This window comes from Promicromonospora sp. NPDC023805 (assembly GCF_040639635.1).
Taxonomy (GTDB): Bacteria; Actinomycetota; Actinomycetes; order Actinomycetales; family Cellulomonadaceae; genus Promicromonospora.
In genome coordinates this window covers 79221-100351 of record NZ_JBFAAH010000023.1, presented here as the reverse complement: position 1 = coordinate 100351, position 21131 = coordinate 79221, and the positions used below count along the sequence as shown (strand labels likewise).

Sequence of the window (21131 nt, the reverse complement as noted above, 5' to 3'; positions counted from 1 at the left end):
CGGGGCGCATCAGTAGACGCCCTCTTCGCCGAAGCGCTTGGCGAGCCGGTTGGCCATGATCACGAGCAGCAGGCCCACGAGACCCTTGAAGAGCCCGACGGCGGCCGCGTAGCTGAGCTGCCCGTTCTGGATGCCCGCCGTGTACACGTAGGTGTCGAAGATCTCGCCCACCTCGCGGTTCAGGGAGTTCATCACCAGGAACATGTGCTCGAAGCCGAGCTCCAGGAAGTCGCCGATGGCCAGGATGAACATGACGATGATCGTCGGCCGGATAGCGGGCAGCGTGATGTGCCAGGACTGGCGCAGCCGGCCTGCGCCGTCGAGCTCCGCGGCCTCGTAGAGCTGCGTGTCCACCGCGGTGATCGCGGCGAGGTAGACGATCGTGCCCCAGCCCGCGCCCTTCCAGATCTCCTGCCCGATGTACAGCGGCCGGAGCCAGTCGGGGTCGGTGAGGAACGGGACGGGTTCACCGCCGGCGTCGACGATCAGGTTGTTGATGCTGCCGCCGTCCGTGGACAGCAGCACGTAGAAGATCGAGGCGACGATCACCCACGACAGGAAGTGGGGTAGGTAGATGACCGACTGCACGCTGCGCTTGAAGTACCTGCCCCGCAGCTCGTTGAGCAGCAGCGCCAGGACTATCGGCACCGGGAAGGCGAAGACCAGCAGCATGAGGGAGATCACCAGCGTGTTGCGTAGCAGCATCACGAAGGTGTCCTCGGTGAACAGCCGCACGAAGTGGTCGAGGCCCACCCACGGGCTGCCACCGATGCCGAGGAACGGCATGTAGTCCTGGAACGCGATGACGAGCCCGCCCATCGGGGCGTACTTGAACACCAGGAAGTAGACGATGCCCGGTACCGCCATCAGGTAGAGCGTCCGGTGCCGCAGGAATGCGCCCCGCGGACGGCGACGCTCCCGCGGACGGTCGTTGCTCGGGCTCGCCTGGGGCGGTCTCGGTGCCGCGGTGGTCGCCGCGCTCATCCCCGCGTCCACGCGATCCTCGTCGCTACCACCATTGGTATGCCCCCCTGCTCGCCGTTGAGCCGCGTCCGGCTGTGAATCCATACAGCAACCGGTTTCCGGGACCGTACCCGACGACCCCGGAGGTCCGCAAGGCCCCTTTCCGCCTCAGTTGCCTTCGATCCGGTGCGCGCCTACCGCGGGCGGGAAACCGGTTGCTAGGGTGGGCCCCGCCGCACCGCGAGAAACAGACGAAGATTCGGTTTCTCGCGTTTCACAACGATGTGACGGACGAAAGGCAGGCGATGGTGCTCTACTCGAACCCGGTCCTCGACGCAGACTGGCCCGACCCGGACGCGATCCGGGTCGGCGAAGACTTCTGGATGATCGCGTCGAGCTTCAACCGGGCTCCAGGGCTCCCGGTCCTGCACTCGCGCGACCTCGTGACCTGGGAGCACGTCGCCAACGCGCTGCCGCGCGTCCCTCCCGCCGACCACTACACGCTCCCCCGCCACGGCTCGGGCGTCTGGGCCCCGAGCCTGCGGCACCACGACGGGCGCTTCGTGATCGTGTACCCCGACCCGGACCACGGCATCTACGTACTCACCGCCACCGACCCCCGCGGTCCATGGTCCGAGCCCTGGTGCCTGCTGCCCGGCCGGGGTCTGATCGACCCCTGCCCGCTGTGGGACGACGACGGGCGGGCGTACCTCGTGCACGGCTGGGCCGGCAGCCGCGCCGGGATCAAGAACCGGCTGACGGTGGTCGAGGTCGACCCTGGCCTACGGCAGGCGGTCGGGGTCCCGCGCACCGTCGTCGACGGCGAGGAGCTGCCCGGCTTCCGGACCCTGGAAGGGCCGAAGCTGTACAAGCGGGACGGCTGGTACTGGATCTTCGCCCCGGCCGGCGGCGTGGCGACCGGCTGGCAGACCGTCTTCCGGTCCCGCTCCGTGTGGGGCCCGTACGAGCACCAGGTCGTTCTGGAACAGGACACGACGCCGGTCAACGGTCCGCACCAGGGCGCGTGGGTCGACGCTCCGGACGGGTCCGACTGGTTCCTGCACTTCCAGGACCGCGGCGTCTTCGGCCGCGTGGTGCACCTGCAGCCGATGCGCTGGGTGGACGGGTGGCCGCAGATCGGCGAGCCCCTGGGTGACGGCCGCGGCCGGCCCGTCGCCGCGCATCCCCTGCCGGTGCCCGCACCGGTGCCGACGGCGGGCGAAGGGCAGCGCGAGCCCGTCCGCAGCGACGACTTCACGGCCCCCGGGCCGGCGGTGCGCTGGCACTGGCAGGCGAATCCGCAGCCCGACTGGGCAGTGTCGTCCGGTGACGGCACGCTGCGCCTCCGGGCACAGGTCACGGCTCGCGGCGACCTCCGGGACCATGGCGCGGTCCTGTGCCAGCAGCTCCCCGGCCGGCCGAGCACGTGGACGACACGCGTGACGCTCCAGGGCGACGCGCCGGGCGTCCGGTGCGGGCTGGTGCTGCTCGGCCGCGAGTACGCCTGGTTCGGCCTGGTCCGCACGCCGGTCGGCATCGACGTCGCGCTCCGGCGCAGCGCCGGGGCCGGGGCCGGGGCCGTCGAGGACTCGCTGGCCCAGATCCCGGCGTCCGCGGACTCCGTCGACCTGCGGCTCGCGGTCGACGAAGCGGGCACCGCCTCGTTCTCGTGGTGCACCGCCGGCACGGAGGTCTGGCAGGACCTCCGGCCGACGTGGGCAGCGGTGGCTGGGCACTGGATCGGTGCGGAGGTCGGTCTCTTCGCCGCCGCCCCGCCGGGTACACCCGACGAGGAGCGTGGCGGCGCCCTGTTCGGCCCGGTCCGGGTCACCCTCGCCGGAAAGGACGCCTGATGGCACGGGCCGCGAGGAACGGCGTCACCATCGCGCAGGTGGCCACGGCTGCCGGCGTGTCACGCGCCACCGTCTCGCGCGTCATGAACGGCCGGTCGTCGGTCGCCGCGGACATCGCCGAACGGGTGCGTACTGCGGCCGCCGACCTGCAGTACCACCCCAGCAACCTGGCGCGCGGCCTCTCCCTCGGCCGGACGAACACGGTAGCGCTCGTCGTGCCGGACCTCGGCAACCCGATGTTCCAGCAGATCCTGCGCGGGGCGATCGCCGCGGCCGAGCCGTTCGGCTTCCGGTTCCTGGTCGCCGAGACCGCCGAGCACGCCGAGACCGAGGCCGAGATCGCCCTCGAGGCCCGTCGGCGCTGCGACGCCCTGATCCTCGCAGCGCCGCGCAGCCCGGAGAACGTCCTGCGCGAGCTGCTGCCCCAGGTCGAGCCGGTGGTCCTCATCAACCGGGATGTCCCGGGCCTGGACGTGCCGGCGGTCCGCGTCGACTACGGCGCGGGAGTGCACAGCGTCGTCGACCACCTGGTCTCGCTGGGGCACCTCGACCTCGCCTACGCCGCCGGGCCACGCGCCAGCGCATCGCACGCGTTGCGCGTCCGCGCGCTCGAGGAGGCCCGCGAGCGCCATCACAGCCTCCGGGTCACCACGGTGCCGTGCGGCTCGACCGTCGACGACGGCTACCGGGTCGCCGACGAGGTGCTCCGGTGCGGGGCGACGGGCGTGGTGGCGTTCAACGACCTCGTCGCGTTCGGGCTGCTCGCGCGCCTCAACGAGACGGGGGTCGACGTACCGGGGGACATCTCGATCGCCGGTTTCGACGACATCGAGCTCGCGCACTACGCGACGCCGTCCCTGACGACCGCGGCGGTGCCGCAGGCGGAGCTCGGCCGGCGGGCCTGGGGGCTGCTGCACCAGCTCGTCCTTGACCGCGGCAGTGCGGCGGTGGACAGGCCAGTTCCGCCCAGGAGCAGGCCGGTCATGCCAGGTCTCGTCGTGCGGTCCAGCACGGGGCCGGTGCCTCCTGCGCGGCGGCTCCCGACGACGTCGTCCGACGGGGCGGGCCGGGCGCTGACCGCCGCACCGGGCGGGCGTGCCACATGGTCGGCCACCAGCGACGGCTGGGCCCTCACCGCGGACGACCAGCCGCTGACCCGCTACGCCGACGGCGAGGCGATGCCCGGCGTGCACAGCCCGCGCCCTTATCTGCATCCCCTGCACTCGCTCGAGGGTGTGGCGATGACCCAGACGGCGCCGACCGACCACCGGCACCACTACGGCGTCTCGATGGCGGTGGCGGACGTGAACGGCACCACCTACTGGGGAGGCCGGACGTTCGTCAGGGGCCAGGGTCCGACGCTGCTCTCCAACCACGGCAGACAGCGCACCGTCGCGGCCGAGGTGGTCAACGGCGGAGCGACGCTTGCCGGCGAGGTCAGCTGGACGGACGAGCGCGGCCGGGAACAGCTGGTCGAGCGCCGTCGGCTGACGGGGGTGCTGCTCCCCGAGCTCGGTGCCTGGGCCCTCGGCTGGTCGAGCGGCCTGCGCGCCGCCGACTCGGACGTGGTGATCGCCAGCCCGGCGACGAGCGGCCGCCCGGGCGCCGGCTATGGCGGGCTGTTCTGGCGCCTGCCGTTCGCGGACGAGAGCTTCGTGCTCACGGCGGACGCCGACTCCGAGGCGCGGGCGCACGGCTCCCGTTCGCCGTGGATCGCCGTCGTGCGACGCACTGGTGACGCGTGGACGACGCTCCTTCTCGTGCAGCCCGGTGAGGTGGACCCGTGGTTCGTCCGGGTCACCGACTACGTCGGAGCCGGACCGGCGCTCGCCTGGGACGCGACGCGGCGGATCGAGGCGGGGAAGACTTTCGACGTCGACCTGGTGGCCGCGGTCGCCGACCGGCGGCTCTCCGCTGTCGACGCCGCCGACCTGGCCGAGTTCGCCGTGGCGCGGGTCCACGCGACCGCGAGGTAGAACCCCCGCTGTCAGTCAGATACGGGTGTAGGTCAGGTGCCGGAACCGGAGGCCGGACGCCGACGTCGTCCACTCGGTCGACGCGGTGACCGCCCACTCGGGGCCGATCTCGGGGGCGAACACGTCGCCCTCGACCTCCTTGTTGATCTCGGACACCTCCAGCACGTCGGCGACAGGCAGCACCTCGCTGTAGACCTGTGCGCCGCCCATGATCCAGATCTCGTCCCCGCCAGGCGCGTTCGCCGCGATCTCGAGCGCCTCACCGATGGTCGCGGCCGGCACGGCGTCCGCCACGCTGTCCAGGCCACGCGACGAGACGACGACGTTGGTGCGGCCGGGCAGCGGACGCTTCGGCAGCGACTCCCAGGTGAGCCGCCCCATCACTACCGGATGACCCGCGGTGATGCGCTTGAAGTGGGCGAAGTCCTCCGGCACGCGCCACGGGATGTCCCCGCCGGCGCCGATCACCGGCCGCCCGCCGCCGTCACGTGCCTGGGCCCAGATGAGTCCGATCATCAGACTGCGATCGGTGCCTTGATGGTGGGGTGCGAGACGTAGCCGAGCATCTCGACGTCCTCGAACTCGTAGTCGAAGATCGACTCCCGCGGCGCCAGCCGCAGCGAAGGGTACGGGTAGGGGTCCCGTTCGAGCTGGGTGCGCACCTGCTCCACGTGGTTGTCGTAGATGTGGCAGTCGCCACCGGTCCACACGAACTCGCCGACCTCTAGGCCTGCCTGCGCCGCGACCATCTGCGTGAGCAGCGCGTAGGAGGCGATGTTGAACGGCACACCGAGGAACAGGTCCGCCGACCGCTGGTAGAGCTGGCAGCTGAGCTTGCCGTCCGCGACGTAGAACTGGAACAGGGCGTGGCACGGCGGGAGCGCCATGTCGTCCACCTCTGCGGGGTTCCACGCCGTCACTACGTGCCGCCGCGAGTCCGGGTTGGTGCGGATCTGCTCGACGACCTTCGCGATCTGGTCCACGTGCCCGCCGTCGGGCGTGGGCCAGGAGCGCCACTGGACACCGTAGACGGGGCCGAGCTCGCCCGACTCGTCGGCCCAGTCGTCCCAGATCTTGACCCCGCGCTCCTGCAGCCAGCGCACGTTGGATTCACCGCGGAGGAACCACAGCAGCTCGTACACGACCGACTTCAGATGCACCTTCTTGGTGGTGATCAACGGGAAGCCCTTGGCCAGGTCGTACCGGATCTGCCGCCCGAAGACGCTGCGCGTCCCCGTGCCGGTCCGGTCACCCTTGTGGGTCCCGTTCTCGAGCACGTCGCGCAGCAGGTCCTCGTACGGGGTGTCGATCGCGGTCATGCGGCAAGCCTACGTCGACCGCTCCGGCGGCCCGCGACGCGCATCACCGTCAGTTCTGCTTCGCCCGGAGCTGCTTGAGCTGAGTGCCGCGGCGCCGGTACAGCATGCTCATCGTCACTATCGTCAGCGCGACGAGGCCACCGATGACCGCGCCCCACGCGGTCCCGCCGCGGAACGCCGGTGCGTCGACGTCGAGGATCCGCTCGCCGGCGTGCGCCGCTGCCGACGTGCCGAGGACGATGCCCAGCGTCAGGAGGTTCGGCACCGCGAGCAGGACCGCCAGCGCGAGGAACCCGCTGCGCACCCGCAAGGACCTTCTGGTGAGGACGGCCTGTGCCAGGAGCAGCACCGGCGCCAGCGTGAACACGCCGCCGATCAGGAGGCCCCACCAGGCACCCGCGGTGAACGAGCCGTCCACCGCGTTGCCGATCACCTGGGCCCACCACCGCGGCAGGAACGCGTCGAGGAACAGGTAGATCAGCCATACGGCCACGATCACCGCGACGACGCCGGCGAGCCGCTTCAGGACGTCGCGCCAGTCAGGGCTCCACCGTGCGGCGGCCGACGTCGTCGGCCGTGCCGCTGCGGGGCCGGTCGGCGTCGGGCCCGCCGGCGTCGGGCCGGTCGGCAGCGGGCCGGTCGCCTCGGGGCTGTCGCTCGGGTTCTGCGCCATGAGCACGATCGTCGCAGCGTCGGGTGCACTCTGCGCGGCGAACGGGAACGTCGCGGGCCCCGTTCGCGTTGTGCACTAGTCCGACCGACCGGGACGCGCAGGGCCTCACTCCGTGACCGTGTCGGTGACCAGTGGAAGGATGATCCTCATGACGGAGCAGACCACCACCTCGAGCGCCACGAGCGCCGCCGACGCCGTGACCCCCTCACCCACGGACCCGCTCTGGGTGGAGCGCAACGGCATCCGCACCTACACGGGCTTCTCGGCCCGCGGTGCGCGCGTCGAGATCGGTCCGGCCGAGGCGGGAGCCGTGTTCACGCCGGGTGAGCTGATGAAGGTCGCCCTCGCGGCGTGCGCCGGGATGAGCAGCGACAGGGCGTTCGCGCGCCGGCTCGGTGACGACTACAAGACCACCATCCGGGTCGAGGACCCGAAGGACATGGCAGAGGACCGGTACCCGGTGCTCACGGAGAAGTTCGAGATCGACCTGTCCATGCTCGACGACGAGGACCGCGCGAAGCTCCTCACCATCGCGCAGCGGTCGATCGACAAGGCATGCACGGTGGGCCGCACCCTCAAGGCGGGCGCCCAGATCCCGAACGCGCAGTTCGAGCAGCCGACGGAGGACTGACATGGTCGACGACAAGCAGAAGCTGACGGCACCGGGGTCCGACGACCGGTCCACTCCGGGCGACGCGTTGCTGAAGCCGGACAACGGCGTCGAGGTCACACCAGCGGACTGGGTCCACTACAAGCCGGACAGCCCGCTCGACCACCTGGTCGACAAGGCGGTGACCATCCCGTCCGTGAGTATCCACAAGCATGTGGACAAGGTGCGGGCGCGCAACCCCGACGCCAGCCCGGCTGAGGTCATCAAGCTCCTGGAGAAGGAGTACATGCGGGTGATCCAGACGACGGGCACCGCGGTCGGCGCGGCCGCGGCGATCCCGGCCGTCGGCACCGCGGCGAGCGTGGTCCTGTCCACGAGCGACGTGGCGACGTTCTTCGCCTCGTCGGCCGCGTTCTCCCTCGCGGTGGCGGACGTGCACGGCATCGAGGTCCAGGACATCCCGCGCCGCCGGGCGCTGCTGCTGGCCACGGTGCTCGGTGACCAGGGTGCCCAGGATGTCGAGAACGCCATCGGCGGGTCGGGCGTCGCCTGGGGCAAGGTGCTGCTCACGAGCATGCCGCGCACCACGCTGCACAAGGTGAACAAGGCGCTCACGCACCGGTTCATCCAGAAGCAGATCGCCAAGCAGGGCAGCCTGCTGCTGGGCCGCATCCTGCCGTTCGGCGTGGGCGCGATCGTCGGCTGGGTCGGCGCACGCGCCCTTGGCCACACGGTGATCGCCCAGTCCCGCGTCGCGTTCGGCGCACCTCCGGAGCGCTTCCCCCGGGTCATCGAGCAGAAGTAGCCACGGCTGGGCAGCCCATATACGCATCTGCTCGGCGGGATGACGGGAGCCGCCCTAGGCTGCGGGTCATGGCGGACACGACCCACGGCGCACTCGCCCCGACGTACGACCCACTGCCGATCACTATCGCGCGGGCGCACGGTACGCACGTATGGGACACGGACGGCAACGAGTTCCTCGACTTCCTGTCGGGGTACTCGGCCCTGAACTTCGGGCACCTGCACCAAGGGCTCGTGGCCGCGGCGATGACGCAGCTGCGCCAGGTCACGCTCACGTCCCGTGCGTTCGACCATGACCGGCTGGAGGAGTTCGCCCAGCGGCTCGTCGAGGTGGTGGGGGTACTGACGACCGGCGGCGAGGACAGCCTCGTGGTGCCGATGAACACCGGCGCGGAAGCCGTCGAGACCGCGGTCAAGGCGGTCCGCAAGTGGGGCCATGACGTGCGCGGCGTGCCGGAGGACGAGGCGACGATAATCGTCGCCGCCGGCAACTTCCACGGCCGCACCACCACCCTCGTCGGCCTCTCCGACAACCCGACCGCGCGCGACGGGTTCGGACCCTTCGCCCCGGGTTTCCGACGGGTCCCGTTCGGCGACCTGGACGCCGTGGCCGCCGCCGTCGACGACACCACTGTGGCCGTCCTCATGGAGCCGGTGCAGGGCGAGGCCGGTGTCGTGGTGCCGCCGGACGAGTTCTGGCCCGGCCTGCGGGAGCTCACCGCCCAGCAGGACATCGCCCTGGTGGCCGACGAGGTCCAGTCGGGTCTCGGCCGCACCGGCACCACCCTGGCGTGTGAGCTCTGGGACGTGCAGCCCGACCTGGTCTGCCTGGGCAAGGCGCTGGGCGGCGGGATCATCCCGGTCTCGGCGGTGGTCGGCAAGCCGGAGATCCTCGGCGTCCTGACCCCTGGCACGCACGGTTCGACGTTCGGCGGCAACCCGCTCGCGTGCGCCGTCGGCATCGCGGCGCTCGACCTGCTCTCGACGGGGCAGTACCAGGCCCGCGCGGCGGCGTCGGGCAGGGTGCTCACGGAACGGCTCGAGGCACTCGTCGAACGAGGCCTCCTGGCAGAGGCCCGCACCATCGGGCTGTGGGCGGGCATCGACCTGGACCCCGCGCTCGGTACCGGGCACGAGCTCTGTGAGGCGCTGCTGGAGCGCGGCGTCCTCGCCAAGGACGCGCGTACCGAGACGGTCCGCCTGTCCCCGCCGCTGTCGATAGTCCAGCCAGAGCTGGAGATGGCGCTGGACATCCTCGAGGAGTCCCTGGTCGCGCTCCGCGGCGAGCACTCTGCGGCCGCCGCCAACGAGATGGCGAACGCGGCAGCCGAAGAGGCTGCCGAAGAGGCTGCCGACACGGCGACAGACACAGCACCGGACGCGACAACAGACACTGCAGCGGACACCGCAACAGATGCTGCAGCGGACGAGGCAGCGGACGACACCTCCGACGAGAAGCCGGCCGAGAACACTGCGGGCGAGAACACTGCGGCGGAGACCAAGGCGCCGGCGGACGCGGCCGACGATGCGGACGACGACCCGGCCGACGTCGTCGAAGACGAGGACGCAGCGGAAGGCAAGGACGAACGCTCCGCACTGTCACCGACCGCCGGCTGAGCGTAGGCTCCGGGAGGTGACCACTACGACGTCGTCCCCCACCGTCATGCTCCCGGCGCTCCCCGAGCTCCAGCAGGCCTACGCCGAACTTCAGGCCAAGGGCCTGAAGCTGGATCTCACGCGTGGCAAGCCGTCGGCCGAGCAGCTCGACCTCGCCGAGCCGATGCTGGCCCTGCCCGGCGTCGGCGTGCACGCCGACGACACGGGCACCGATGCCCGCAACTACGGCGGGCTCGACGGCGGGCTCCCGATCCGGCGCATCTTCGCCGAGCTGCTGGACGTGCCGGTCGAGCAGCTCCTCGCCGGCGGTAACGCCTCGCTCACGACCATGCACGACGTCGTCGCGTACGCCGAGCTGTTCGGGTTCCCCGAATCCCCGAAGCCGTGGGCGCGCGAGGAGAAGGTGCGCTGGATCTGCTCGGTGCCGGGCTACGACCGGCACTTCACGATCTGCGAGGCGCTCGGCATCGAGATGATCCCGGTGCCGATGACGCCGGACGGGCCCGACGCCGCGGCCGTGGCCGCGCTCGTCGCCGAGGACCCCACCATCAAGGGCATGTGGGTGGTCCCCACCTACTCGAACCCGGACGGCGCGGTCATCACCGACGACGTCGCCCGCGCGCTGGTCTCGATGCCCGCCGCCGCGCCGGACTTCCGCATCCTGTGGGACAACGCGTACGCGGTGCACCACCTGACCGACGACGAGGTGACCAGCCCGAACGCCATCGCGCTGGCCGCGGAGGCCGGGAACCCGGACCGCGTGATCATGTTCGCCTCGACGTCCAAGGTCACGTTCGCCGGTGCGGGCGTCTCCTTCCTCGCCAGCTCGGCGGCCAACATCGCCTGGTACAAGAAGCACCTGTCGGCGGCCTCCATCGGCCCGGACAAGATCAACCACCTGCGGCACGCGCTGTTCTTCGGCTCGGCCGACGGTGTGCGCGAGCACATGCGCAAGCACCGCGAGATCCTGGCGCCCAAGTTCGAGGCAGTGGCGCAGATCCTGAACGAGCGTCTGGGCGGGTACGGCATCGCGTCGTGGACGGAGCCCAAGGGCGGCTACTTCGTGTCGCTCGACGTTGGTCCAGGTACCGCGTCCCGCGTGGTGCAGCTCGCCAAGGAGGCGGGGATCGCGCTGACGCCGGCGGGCGCCACCCACCCGTACGGCAAGGACCCGGAGAACAAGAACGTGCGCCTCGCGCCGTCGATGCCCCCGCTGGACGAGGTCAGCACGGCGATGGACGGCGTGGCGACCTGCGTCCTCCTGGCCGCCGCCGAGGCCGCGACGAAGTAGGACCCGCTCCAGCGTTGGTCGAGCTTGCCGAGACCTGTCTCGACAAGCTCGGCCAACGGTCGGGCGTCAGTCCGTGCAGTGCTTGTTGACCACGAGCACCGGGCACGCCGCGTGGTGCAGCACCGCCTGGCTCGTGGAGCCCAGCAGCAGCCCCCGGAACCCGCCTCGGCCGCGCGACCCCAGGACCACCAGGTCCGAGGCCGTCGAGAACTCCGTCAGCAGCTCCGCGCCGGTGCCGTCCAGCACGATCCGCCGGATCCGCAGGCCGGGATTCTGCGCCTCGTGCTTGTCGACAAGGACGTCCATGCCGGCTCCGATGTCGGCGAGCACCTGCTCACGGTCGATGTTGGACGGCAGCCACGCGAGCATCCCGCTGTTCCCCACGGGCACGCCGGTGACGGCGGTCAGCTCCGCACCCCACGCGTTCGCCTGCAGGATCGCGTGCTGCAGCGCCCGCTCGGCCTGCGGCGATCCGTCCACGCCGACGACTATGCGGCGCACCTCCCGGATCTCGGCCGCCCCTGGCGCCGTCGTGCTCGTCTCGGCGTCCGCCGCCGGCCCGGAGCCCTGCACGTTCCAGGAGACACCCCTGTTCGCCTCGGCGCGCAGCGGGACCACGACGACGGGGCACCGCGCGTGCGCCGGCAGCGCGGACGACACGGTTCCTAGCAGCCGCTCCGTGAACCCGCCCCGGCCGCGCGTACCGACGACTGCCAGCCCGTAGTCGCCGGACAGCTCCACGAGCACGCCTGCCGCGTCGCCGGTCGCGACCTCGGTAGTGGCGCGCACCCCGGCGTCCGCCACGCGCGCCTCCGCCTCGGCGAGAACCGACTTGGCGCCCTCCTGGATGGTCGTGTCGTCGAGGGCGGCGTACCCGCCGTCGAGCGACGCGGCCGTGAAGGAGGGCAGTGAATAGCTGCACACGATGTGCAGCGCCCAGCCCACGCGGTGCGCGTAGGCGGTGGCCCAGTCCAGCGCGTGCAGGCTCGCGGCCGACCCGTCTACCCCGACCAGTACGACCTCGGATCGCGTCATCGCAAGACCTCTCTTCGCCCAAGCACCATTGCAGTCCAACGCTACCGGCGGCACGCGCGTTATGGGTGACCGGTGGCATAAAGACTGCAGAACGATGCCACAGCAGAGATTCGCGAAGTAGAGCGCCTGTCCGGGTCTCCCTGGCGACACCAGGGAATTTCGGACAGGCGCTCTACTTCGCGAATCTCTGCTGTGCGGTACTACCTGGCTGGATCAGCCCAGGCGGATGAACGTGGGGTTCGACTGCCAGATGGTGCGGAAGTCGACGACGGTGCCCGGCTTGGACGCGTCGATCATCGTGTTGCCACCGGCGTAGATCGAGACGTGCCCGGGGGTCCACATCAGGTCGCCCGGCTGAGCCTCGGACGCCGGCACCTGGGTGCCGTAACCCGCCTGCGACGACGACGAGTGGGGCAGCTCGATACCGAGCTGCCCGAAGACGTACTTCGTGAAGCCGGAGCAGTCCATGCCGCTCGGGCTGGATCCACCGGAGACGTACGGCACGCCGATGTAGCGGCTCGCGATCGAGATCACGGAGTTGCCGATCGCCGACGCGGGGATGTCGACCGAGCTGGAGACGGCGCTGGCGGCTGCCTCGGCGGCCTCAGCAGCCTCGGCGGCGGCAGCCTCAGCGGCCTCTGCCGCCTCGTCCGCGGCGAGCTCTGCCTGGTAGTCCTCGTTCTCGGCGGCAGAGACCACGGAGACCGCGGACTTCTCGACGTTGAGCTCTGCGTCGGGTGCGACCGACACGACTGGTGCGTTGGACAGCGCCTCACGGGCCTGCGTCGCCAGCGCGGTGAGGTCGACCGAGTTCATCTTCGCGTGGCCGGTCTCCACCGGAGCCGCCTGGGCGACCAGAGCGCCACCGAAGGTCGAGACGAGGAGCGCGCCACCAGCGGCTGCGACCGCGGTGCGGCGGCCTACTGCGGCGTTCTGAGCAAGTTCGGTGAACGGAGTCACTGGTCGTCGCGCAGCCCGATGGCGAGCGCGAGTCGTACGTGCAGTCACGTAGTACCTCTCCTTGAACGCCTTCGAGGTCAGCTGTCGGGTTCGGGTGGGAGAAATCACCCGGCCGAGCAATCCCGAAGGAATACCCAGCTTCACCCCGAGGACGCACCCTGGCGCCCATTGGTGGGTCCCCCGCCTCTGTCATGCGGTCGTCTTGGGGCCCCGGCCGGTGACAGAGTTCGGCGTCCGTCCGAGGACCCCCACGAATAACTCCGTGGGAGCGGTCCGAACGTACCGGACCTCACCCTCGATGTCACGTTCCGGCAACGACTGCCAAGGTGTGTCGCGGGAGGGGTGCTGCCTTTCCGACAAATCGGACGACAAAGTGGACGGCAAACTGGACTGCCAAAGGCCCCGCGAGGGGTCCGATCAGACCGTCGCGACGAAGAGGTGGCGGGCCACGTCCTCACCGAGCTCGAGCGCCGTACCCGCGCCGTCCACGGCCACCGTGTAGGTCCCGCCGCTGTGCTGCGCCGTGATGCGGGAGCCGGGCACCAGGCCGGCCTCGGACAGGCGAGTCAGCAGCTCGATATCCGTCTGCAGGGGCTCGGCGATGCGGGTGAGCGACGCCGCGAGCGGCTCGCCCTTGACGCCCTTCTTCGCCGCCGCCTCGAACGCGGAAGGCAGCGAGATCACGCCGGTCAGGAACGGCACGTCGGTGTATTCCTCGCCGAGCTCCGACAGCCCGGGGATCGGGTTCCCGTACGGGTCGTGGTGCGGGTGGTCGAGCAGCCCCACGAGGCGCTTCTCCACCAGGTCGCTCATCACGTGCTCCCAGCGGCAGGCCTCGACGTGCACGTGCTCCCAGTCGAGCTTGATCACGTCGGTCAGCAGCCGCTCCGCGAGGCGGTGCTTGCGCATCACGCGCATCGCCTTGTCGTGGCCAAGCTCCGTGAGCTCGAGGTGCCGGTCGCCCGTCACGATCACGAGGCCGTCGCGCTCCATGCGGGCGACGGTCTGCGACACCGTCGGACCGGAGTGCCCCAGCCGTTCCGCGATGCGCGCGCGCAGGGGCGTGATGCCCTCCTCGTCGAGCTCGTAGATCGTCTTGAGATACATCTCGGTGGTGTCGATCAGATCCGTCACGTCAGCTCCCGTCATGCGCACAGCCGCCCAGTCGCCCTGGACACGTGCGGCCCGGGCGTCGGCCCAGGTTCTAGTCTAGTTCTGTGCCACTGACAATCCCGCCACACCTGCTGCCCACCGACGGCCGATTCGGCTCCGGCCCCTCCAAGGTGCGCCCGGGACAGGTGGATCATCTCGTGGCGAACGCGCACGTGCTCGGCACGTCGCACCGGCGGGCGCCCGTGAAGAACCTGGTGCGCCGCATTCGTGAGGGTGTCACGGAGCTGCTCGGCTCGCCCGACGGCTACGAGGTGGTGCTCGGCAACGGCGGCGCCACCGCGTTCTGGGACGTCGCCACGCTGTGCCTCGTGGAGCGCAAGGTGCAGCACGCGGCGTTCGGCGAGTTCAGCGGCAAGTTCGCCGCTGCTACGTCGCGCGCCCCGTTCCTCGCGCCCTCCCAGGTGATCTCGGCGGAGCCCGGCGCCGTCGCCTACCTCGAGGCCACCGACGACGTCGACGCCTACGCCACCCCGCACAACGAGACCTCCACGGGAGCGATGGCGCCGGTGCTGCGCCCGTCGGGGCCGGACGGCGCCGTCGTGCTCACCGACGCGACGTCCGGGGCCGGGGCCCTGCCCGTCGACCTGAGCCAGACCGATGCCTACTACTTCGCCCCGCAGAAGGCCTTCGCCGCGGACGGCGGCCTGTGGCTCGCCGTCCTGTCCCCCGCGGCCGTCGAGCGGGCCGCACGGGTCGAGGGCTCGGGCCGCTGGGTGCCGGAGTTCCTGTCGCTCACGACCGCCGTCGAGAACTCGCGCCAGGACCAGACGCTCAACACGCCCGCCGTCGCGACGCTGCTGCTCCTGGCCGACCAGGTCGAGTGGCTGATCGACCAGGGCGGGCTCGAGTGGTCGACGAAGCGCTGCGCGACCTCCGCCGAGATCCTCTATTCCTGGGCCGAGTCGCGGGAGTGGGCGACGCCGTTCGTCGCGCGCCCCGAGGAGCGGTCCGCGGTGGTCGGCACCATCGACCTCGCCGAGGAGATCGACGCGGGACGGGTGATCTCCGAGCTGACCGCCAACGGCGTGCAGGACGTGTTCGCGTACCGCAAGCTGGGGCGCAACCAGCTCCGGGTAGGCATGTTCCCCGCGGTCGACCCGGACGACGTCGCGGCGCTCACCGCCTGCGTCGACTACGTGGTCGAAACAGCCTGACCAGCGCGATCACGTCCGCAATATCCCTTGGACGGGGAGTTCAGCCTATTGTCCGAGCCGTGGGGACTCTGTAACGTTTCGGCATCCTAGGGAACCATTCGAGGGGCTGTTCAACACCATGCCAGTGATCGACCACTTCACCTTCGGGATCGTGACGCCGCTGCTGGCGTACGCGATCTCGTGTACCGGCGCAGCGACGGGCCTTGCGTGCACGTCTCGCGCCCGAGCAGCATCGGGCGGCACGCGCGCGGCGTGGCTCGTGTTCGGCGCCATCGCCCTGGGCGGTACCGGCATCTGGGTGATGCACTTCGTCGCCATGCTGGGATTTTCCGCATCCGGTGTGACCATCAGATACAACATTCCCGAGACCCTCCTGAGCGCGGCAATCGCCATCGTCGTCGTCGGTGCGGGCCTCTTCATCACGGAGCTGGGCAAGCGCAAGCTCGCGGCGATGCTCGTCGGTGGTGCCCTCGCGGGCGCCGGCGTCGCAGCCATGCACTACATGGGCATGGAGGCGATGGAGATGTCGGCGGAGGTCGTCTACAACCCGGTCTACGTCGTCGCCTCGATCGTCATCGCCGTCGTCGCGGCCACCGCGGCACTGTGGTGCACCGTGCACATCCGCGGCACGCTCGCCACGATCGTGGCCACACTGGTGATGGGGCTTGCCGTGACCGGCATGCACTACACCGGGATGGCCGGGGTCTCCGTGATCAACCCGATCGACAACGTCCCCGCCGGCGCCTCGACGATGCAGCTGCTCGTGCCGCTCGTCATGGCGGTGAGCGTCGTGACGTTCCTGCTCATCCTCGGCATCGGTCTCTGGCCCACGGAGGACGAGCTGCGCACCCAGGCCGAGTTCGAGAACCGGCTCAAGGCGCACAGCGAGCAGGGCCAGCGGTTCGAGAACGTCCAGCAGGACCTGCAGCCGGGTCCCGCTCAGTTCGCGCAGACGCACCGCGCGCTCTGACCCTCGGCAGCAACATGCTCGGAGCGCCCGGCCCCCTCGTGGGGTCGGGCGCTCCGACGTTCCGGCCCGGCGAGGCCCCGCTCTGCCCGTGCCCGGCGGCGCCCGCTGTGACCGCACCCACGTACCGTTAGCAAGGCTAATGATCTAGACTGGGGCGGTGTCGAGCTCCCGCAGATCCAGCCGAAGCCCGGCCACAGTCGGGGGCGACCTTCGCGTCGCCCTGACCCGCGTCTCCCGCCGCCTGCGTGCAGAGCGCGGTGAGGCCGACCTCCCCGAGGGCCAGTTCGGCATCCTGACGGTGCTGCACAAGCACGGCGAGATGTCCCCCGGTTCCCTCGCCGAGCACGAGCGCGTCCGGCCGCCGTCGATGACCCGAGCCGTCAACACCCTGGCGGAGCTCGGTCTCGTCGAGAAGGTGGAGCACGCGACGGACCGCCGTCAGGTGGTCGTCCGGCTCACCGTCGCGGGTTCGCGTGAGGTCGCAGAGACCCGGCGTCGCCGTGACGCCTGGCTCACCAAACAGCTGTCCACCCTTACCGGAGAGGAGAGAGAGATCCTTGCAGGAGCCAGCGAGCTCCTGATCCGGATCGCCGCTCGATGAGCGCAACTTTCGCCAGCCTGAAGTACCGCAACTATCGCCTTTGGTTCGCCAGCGCTCTCGTCGCCAACATCGGCACCTGGATGCAGCGCGTGGCGCAGGACTGGGTAGTACTGACCGTCCTCACCAACAACTCCGGTGTCGCCGTCGGCATCGTCACCGCACTGCAGTTCATCCCCCACATCTTCCTGTCCGCGTGGGCCGGCCTGATCGCCGACCGCGTGGACCGCCGCAAGCTCCTGATGCTCACGCAGGGGGGCATGGGCGTGCTGGGCCTCGGGCTCGGTGCGCTGGTGCTGTCCGGCGCGGCCGAGCTGTGGCACGTCTACGTGTTCGCGACCCTGCTGGGCATCGTGAGCGCGATCGACGGCCCCGTGCGCCAGACGTTCGTCGCCCAGCTCGTGCCGACCAAGCGGCTCGCGAACGCCGTGGGCCTCAACTCGACGAGCTTCAACGCCGCGCGGCTCATCGGGCCGGGTGTGGCGGGTCTGCTCATCGCCGTCGTCGGCACCGGCTGGGTGTTCGTCATCAACGGCATCGCGTTCGGCGCCGTCATCATCTCGCTCACGCGGATGCGCGACCTGCACGCCCTGCCGGTCGCGTCGCGCGCCAAGGGGCAGATCCGCGAGGGTCTCGCCTATATCCGCGGCCGGAGCGACATCGTCGTGATCATGGTCGTCATGGGCGTGGTCTCCATGTTCGGCCTGAACTTCCAGCTGACGTCGGCCATGATGGCGCGCGTCGAGTTCGGCCGGGGCGCCAGCGAGTACGGCATCCTCGGTTCGGTCCTCGCGATCGGCTCGCTCGCGGGGGCGCTCCTGGCCGCCCGGCGGGAACGGCCGCGTGTGCGGCTCGTGCTGGGCGCCGCGTTCGCGTTCGCGATAGCCATGGGGATCCAGGCGTTCATGCCGACCTACCTCGGCTACCTGCTGATGTGCATCCCGGTCGGCTTCGCGTCCCTGACGATGCTGACCTCGGCCAACGCCGCGATCCAGCTCTCGGTGGCCCCGGAGCTGCGCGGCCGGGTCATGTCGATCTACGTGCTGGTGGTGCTCGGCACCACGCCCCTCGGTTCCCCGGTGGTGGGCTGGGTCGGCGAGACGTTCGGCCCGCGGTACGCCGTGCTGATCGGCGCCGTGGCGACCCTGCTGGTGGCCCTGGCCGCGACTGTGTGGGCGTACCGGACGTGGCACGTGCGCGTGCGCGCCCGGCTCTCCCGCTCGCACCGCATCCCGCGCCCGTACCTCCAGGTGACCTACCCGGATGTAGAGCCGGAACCGACCCGCCAGGCCCTGGCGGCCTAGCCCGGCAGCTCCCGGCCGGGCGCTACCCAGGGATTGGGCCCGAACTCGCGCTAAGTTCGGGCCCAATCCCTGGGTAGAAGCGTGCATTCGATGACCCCGGTGCAGCGCACCGAGATCGACCACAGGGGGCGTCGGCCGGCAGTTGTGCACAGGCCAGCCACGGCGGCACGGCACGCCCGGTCCCGCGCTGCTGAAGTGGGTCCTGTGCCGAAGAACTTCGAGATCCCCCGGGCGGCGGAGCCGCTGCTCCGACGGCAGGCCGGACTCATGTCCACGCTCCAGTGCGAGGAGCACGGCATCGGCCGCGAGACTCGGCGCCGCTTGGTCCGGCACCTTCGCTGGACCAGTCCGGCGCGGACCGTCTACGACACCGACCCCGTGCCGCTCGAGCACCGGGTCAGGGAGGACTTGTTCGATCACGCCGCGAAGTGGCGCACCTGGTTCGCCCTGCTGGTGCACGGCCGGGACACCATAGCGACGGGAGCCTGCGCCCTCGTGCTCCACGGTGTGTCCGGGCTGCCCCGCGGCTTTCCCCTGGAGGTGGCGCGCGAGGACCGTTCGCCGCGGCTCCGCCGGCACGGCGTCGCCGTCGTCGACTACCCGCCCTTTCCCACGGTGTCGATAGATGACCGCCAGGTCGCGCGCATCGACCACGCCGCCGCGCAAGCGATAGTCAAGCTTCCGCGCCAGAACGTCCTCGCCGTGCTCGACGACCTCGCGCGACGTCACCGGTTCGGCCCGGTCGAGCTCGCCGCCCTCCACGACCTGGCCCGACGTCGGCACGGTGCCGCCCGGCTCCACGAGCTGTTCGGCCTGGTCGTCACGCGCTCGGAGTCACCCGCCGAGTCGTTCGCCCGGCTGTCGTGCCACGACAACGGGGTACCGCCGGACGACATCCAGGCCCTGATCGTGATCGACGGCAAGCCCGTGGCACGCGTCGACCTCATCTGGCGGCTGCCCGACGGACGTTGGCTCGTGGTCGAGATCGACGGCGTCGGGCCGCACAGCACGCCGCAGGCGCTGGTCCGTGACGCCCCTCGGCAGAACCAGCTGCTGGCGTCCGGGCAGGTGATCATGTTGCGCTTCAAGCCGGCCGACAACGACAAGCCGGGTGGCGTCGGCGCACAGATCGCCAAGGTGCTGAGGGCCCACGGCTGGACCCCTGGTAGCTACCCGGACGCAGGATCTCGCATCGAGCTCGGGTCACCAGCCACCACCCGGTGACCCGCGTACCGCGAGTTCGCGCACCCAGCGATTGGGCCCGAACTCGCGCTGAGTTCGGGCCCGATCACTGGGTAGAAGCGTGCATTCGATGACCCGCGCGGCGGAACGGGACCGCGGTCAGATACCTACCGCCGCGCGGATCGGGCCCAGCAGGAAGTAGACGACGAACAGCGCCGCCGCGACCCACAGCAGCGGGTGCACGGCACGCACCTTGCCGACGGCGACCTTGAGCAGCACGTACGAGATCACGCCCGCCCCGATGCCCACCGTGATCGAGTACGCGAACGGCATCAGCACCATCGTGAGGAACGCGGGGATCGCGACCTCGAGGTTCTTCCAGTCGATGCCCGTCACCTGGACGACCATGAGGAACCCGACGATCACCAGCGCGGGTGTGGCGGCCTCGTGCGGCACCACGGTGACGAGCGGCGCCAGGAAGGTCGTCAGCAGGAACGCCACACCCGTCGTGACGGCGGCGAGACCCGTGCGGGCGCCGTCGCCCACGCCGGACGCCGACTCGACGTACGCCGTGTTCGACGACACCGAACCCATGCCGCCCGCCGACGCGGCGATCGAGTCGACGATCAGGATCTGCGTGGTGCGCGGCGGGTTGCCCTTCTCGTCGAGCAGCCCGGCCTCGCCGCCGATGGCGACCATGGTGCCCATCGTGTCGAAGAAGTCGGCGATGAGGAGCGTGAACACCAGCAGAATGACGGCGATCGGGCCGATCTTCTCGAACGACCCGAACAGCGAGAACTGCCCGATGAGCGAGAAGTCGGGCAGGGCCACCACCGAGTCGGGCAGCGCCGGGACGTTGAGCGACCAGCCGCCCGGGTTGTCGTCGGCGCGCCTGCCGATCTGCGCCACGGCCTCGATGACCACGGCCAGCACGGTCGACGCGGCGATCGCGATGAGGATGCCGCCACGCACCTTGCGCACCATGAGGACGGCGGCCAGCAGCACACCGAACGCGAACACGAACAGCGGCCAGGCGCCGAGAGAGCCGCCCATGCCGAGCTCCGTCGGCGTCGCCAGCGAGGCGGGGATGCGCACGAAGCCGGCGTCGTAGACGCCGATGAACGTGATGAACAGGCCGATGCCCACGCTGATCGCGATCTTGAGCTCGCGCGGCACGGCCCGGAACACGGCCTCCCGGAAGCCCGTGACCACCAGGATCAGGATGACCAGGCCCTCCAGCACCACGATGCCCATGGCGTCGGCCCAGGTCATGCCCGGCAGGGCCGCTACGGAGAAGGCGACGACGGCGTTCAGGCCGAGCCCCGCCGCGAGCGCCAGCGGGAAGTTCGCGACCACGCCCATGAGGATGGACATGACGCCGGCGACGAGTGCGGTCGCCGCGGCGATCGCGGCAAGGTCGCCGCCCGAGGTGCCGCCGCCCAGGTACTGGCCGGTGCCGTCGGGCACGTTGCCGAGGATGAGCGGGTTCAGCACGACGATGTAGCTCATCGTGAAGAAGGTGACGAGCCCGCCGCGCACCTCCGTCCACACCGTGGACCCGCGTTCGCTGATCTTGAAGAACCGGTCGATGGCGCCCCGCGCCTGGGCCTGGTCGTGAGCCATGGTCCGATGTTGCCCTTCGTTACCCG

19 protein-coding genes and 1 riboswitch are annotated in these 21131 nt (G+C 70.6%); of the genes, 11 read left to right on the top strand and 8 right to left on the bottom strand.

The window, feature by feature from the left end; genetic code table 11:
- Positions 1–9: 9 nt before the first annotated feature.
- A complete protein-coding gene (locus tag AB0F70_RS20830) occupies positions 10–984 on the bottom strand; it encodes a sugar ABC transporter permease (RefSeq protein WP_357452619.1) in 975 nt (324 codons plus the stop codon).
- A 263-nt stretch (positions 985–1247) separates the two neighbouring features.
- Between AB0F70_RS20830 and AB0F70_RS20825 the strand changes: the two genes are divergently transcribed.
- Together AB0F70_RS20825 and AB0F70_RS20820 are read left to right on the top strand one after the other, a co-directional pair.
- On the top strand, positions 1248–2816 hold the full coding sequence (locus AB0F70_RS20825; protein ID WP_357452616.1) for a family 43 glycosylhydrolase: 1569 nt from the start codon (positions 1248–1250) through the stop codon (positions 2814–2816).
- A complete protein-coding gene (locus tag AB0F70_RS20820) occupies positions 2816–4792 on the top strand; it encodes a DUF6807 family protein (protein ID WP_357452613.1) in 1977 nt (658 codons plus the stop codon). The genes AB0F70_RS20825 and AB0F70_RS20820 overlap by 1 nt, the downstream gene beginning before the upstream one ends.
- A gap of 15 nt (positions 4793–4807) precedes the next feature.
- On the opposite strand, the gene AB0F70_RS20815 is transcribed toward AB0F70_RS20820, so the two are convergent.
- From AB0F70_RS20815 to AB0F70_RS20805, 3 genes are read right to left on the bottom strand one after another with little or no spacing between them, the layout of a single operon-like run.
- Positions 4808–5308, bottom strand: coding sequence for a dihydrofolate reductase (locus AB0F70_RS20815; RefSeq protein ID WP_357452609.1), 501 nt, complete (start codon positions 5306–5308; stop codon positions 4808–4810).
- Positions 5308–6111, bottom strand: coding sequence for a thymidylate synthase (locus tag AB0F70_RS20810; protein ID WP_357452606.1), 804 nt, complete (start codon positions 6109–6111; stop codon positions 5308–5310). Before AB0F70_RS20810 ends, AB0F70_RS20815 begins: the two co-directional genes overlap by 1 nt.
- Before the next feature lie 49 nt (positions 6112–6160).
- A complete protein-coding gene (locus AB0F70_RS20805; RefSeq protein WP_357452603.1) occupies positions 6161–6784 on the bottom strand; it encodes a hypothetical protein in 624 nt (207 codons plus the stop codon).
- A gap of 148 nt (positions 6785–6932) precedes the next feature.
- Here AB0F70_RS20805 and AB0F70_RS20800 point away from each other — a divergent pair, with 148 nt between their 5' ends.
- The 4 genes from AB0F70_RS20800 (at position 6933) to AB0F70_RS20785 (ending at position 11106) form a co-directional block, all read left to right on the top strand.
- Positions 6933–7415, top strand: a complete 483-nt coding sequence (locus AB0F70_RS20800; RefSeq protein ID WP_357452599.1) for an OsmC family protein — start codon at positions 6933–6935, stop codon at positions 7413–7415.
- A gap of 1 nt (position 7416) precedes the next feature.
- Complete coding sequence (locus tag AB0F70_RS20795) at positions 7417–8199, top strand: hypothetical protein (RefSeq protein ID WP_357452596.1); 783 nt, start codon at positions 7417–7419, stop codon at positions 8197–8199.
- 68 nt (positions 8200–8267) lie between these two features.
- Positions 8268–9815: an ornithine--oxo-acid transaminase gene (gene rocD / locus AB0F70_RS20790; RefSeq protein WP_357452593.1), complete on the top strand. Its 1548-nt coding sequence runs from the start codon at positions 8268–8270 to the stop codon at positions 9813–9815.
- 46 nt (positions 9816–9861) lie between these two features.
- On the top strand, positions 9862–11106 hold the full coding sequence (locus AB0F70_RS20785; RefSeq protein ID WP_357452647.1) for an aminotransferase class I/II-fold pyridoxal phosphate-dependent enzyme: 1245 nt from the start codon (positions 9862–9864) through the stop codon (positions 11104–11106).
- Between the two features lie 66 nt (positions 11107–11172).
- Here AB0F70_RS20785 and AB0F70_RS20780 read toward each other — a convergent pair whose 3' ends face one another.
- The 3 genes from AB0F70_RS20780 to AB0F70_RS20770 all read right to left on the bottom strand — a co-directional run bounded on the left by AB0F70_RS20780 (position 11173) and on the right by AB0F70_RS20770 (position 14235).
- The gene (locus AB0F70_RS20780; RefSeq protein ID WP_357452590.1) at positions 11173–12141 is read right to left on the bottom strand and encodes a universal stress protein; all 969 of its coding nucleotides are present in this window, start codon (positions 12139–12141) and stop codon (positions 11173–11175) included.
- 213 nt (positions 12142–12354) lie between these two features.
- Positions 12355–13101, bottom strand: coding sequence for an NlpC/P60 family protein (locus tag AB0F70_RS20775; RefSeq protein ID WP_357452587.1), 747 nt, complete (start codon positions 13099–13101; stop codon positions 12355–12357).
- 50 nt (positions 13102–13151) lie between these two features.
- A riboswitch (cyclic di-AMP (ydaO/yuaA leader) is annotated at positions 13152–13344 on the bottom strand.
- A 174-nt stretch (positions 13345–13518) separates the two neighbouring features.
- The gene (locus AB0F70_RS20770) at positions 13519–14235 is read right to left on the bottom strand and encodes a metal-dependent transcriptional regulator (protein ID WP_357452584.1); all 717 of its coding nucleotides are present in this window, start codon (positions 14233–14235) and stop codon (positions 13519–13521) included.
- Positions 14236–14318: 83 nt separating this feature from the next.
- On the opposite strand from AB0F70_RS20770, the gene serC reads away from it, so the two are divergent.
- The 5 genes from serC to AB0F70_RS20745 all read left to right on the top strand — a co-directional run bounded on the left by serC (position 14319) and on the right by AB0F70_RS20745 (position 19524).
- On the top strand, positions 14319–15428 hold the full coding sequence (serC, locus tag AB0F70_RS20765) for a phosphoserine transaminase (RefSeq protein ID WP_357452581.1): 1110 nt from the start codon (positions 14319–14321) through the stop codon (positions 15426–15428).
- 118 nt (positions 15429–15546) lie between these two features.
- Entirely contained in the window at positions 15547–16398 is an 852-nt protein-coding gene (locus AB0F70_RS20760; RefSeq protein ID WP_357452578.1) for an MHYT domain-containing protein, read from the top strand.
- A 157-nt stretch (positions 16399–16555) separates the two neighbouring features.
- A complete protein-coding gene (locus AB0F70_RS20755) occupies positions 16556–16999 on the top strand; it encodes a MarR family transcriptional regulator (protein ID WP_357452575.1) in 444 nt (147 codons plus the stop codon).
- On the top strand, positions 16996–18300 hold the full coding sequence (locus tag AB0F70_RS20750) for an MFS transporter (protein WP_357452573.1): 1305 nt from the start codon (positions 16996–16998) through the stop codon (positions 18298–18300). Before AB0F70_RS20755 ends, AB0F70_RS20750 begins: the two co-directional genes overlap by 4 nt.
- Before the next feature lie 204 nt (positions 18301–18504).
- The gene (locus AB0F70_RS20745; protein WP_357452570.1) at positions 18505–19524 is read left to right on the top strand and encodes a hypothetical protein; all 1020 of its coding nucleotides are present in this window, start codon (positions 18505–18507) and stop codon (positions 19522–19524) included.
- 117 nt (positions 19525–19641) lie between these two features.
- Here the strand turns inward: AB0F70_RS20745 and AB0F70_RS20740 are convergent, their stop codons facing one another.
- On the bottom strand, positions 19642–21105 hold the full coding sequence (locus AB0F70_RS20740) for an NCS2 family permease (protein WP_357452567.1): 1464 nt from the start codon (positions 21103–21105) through the stop codon (positions 19642–19644).
- Positions 21106–21131 lie beyond the last annotated feature (26 nt).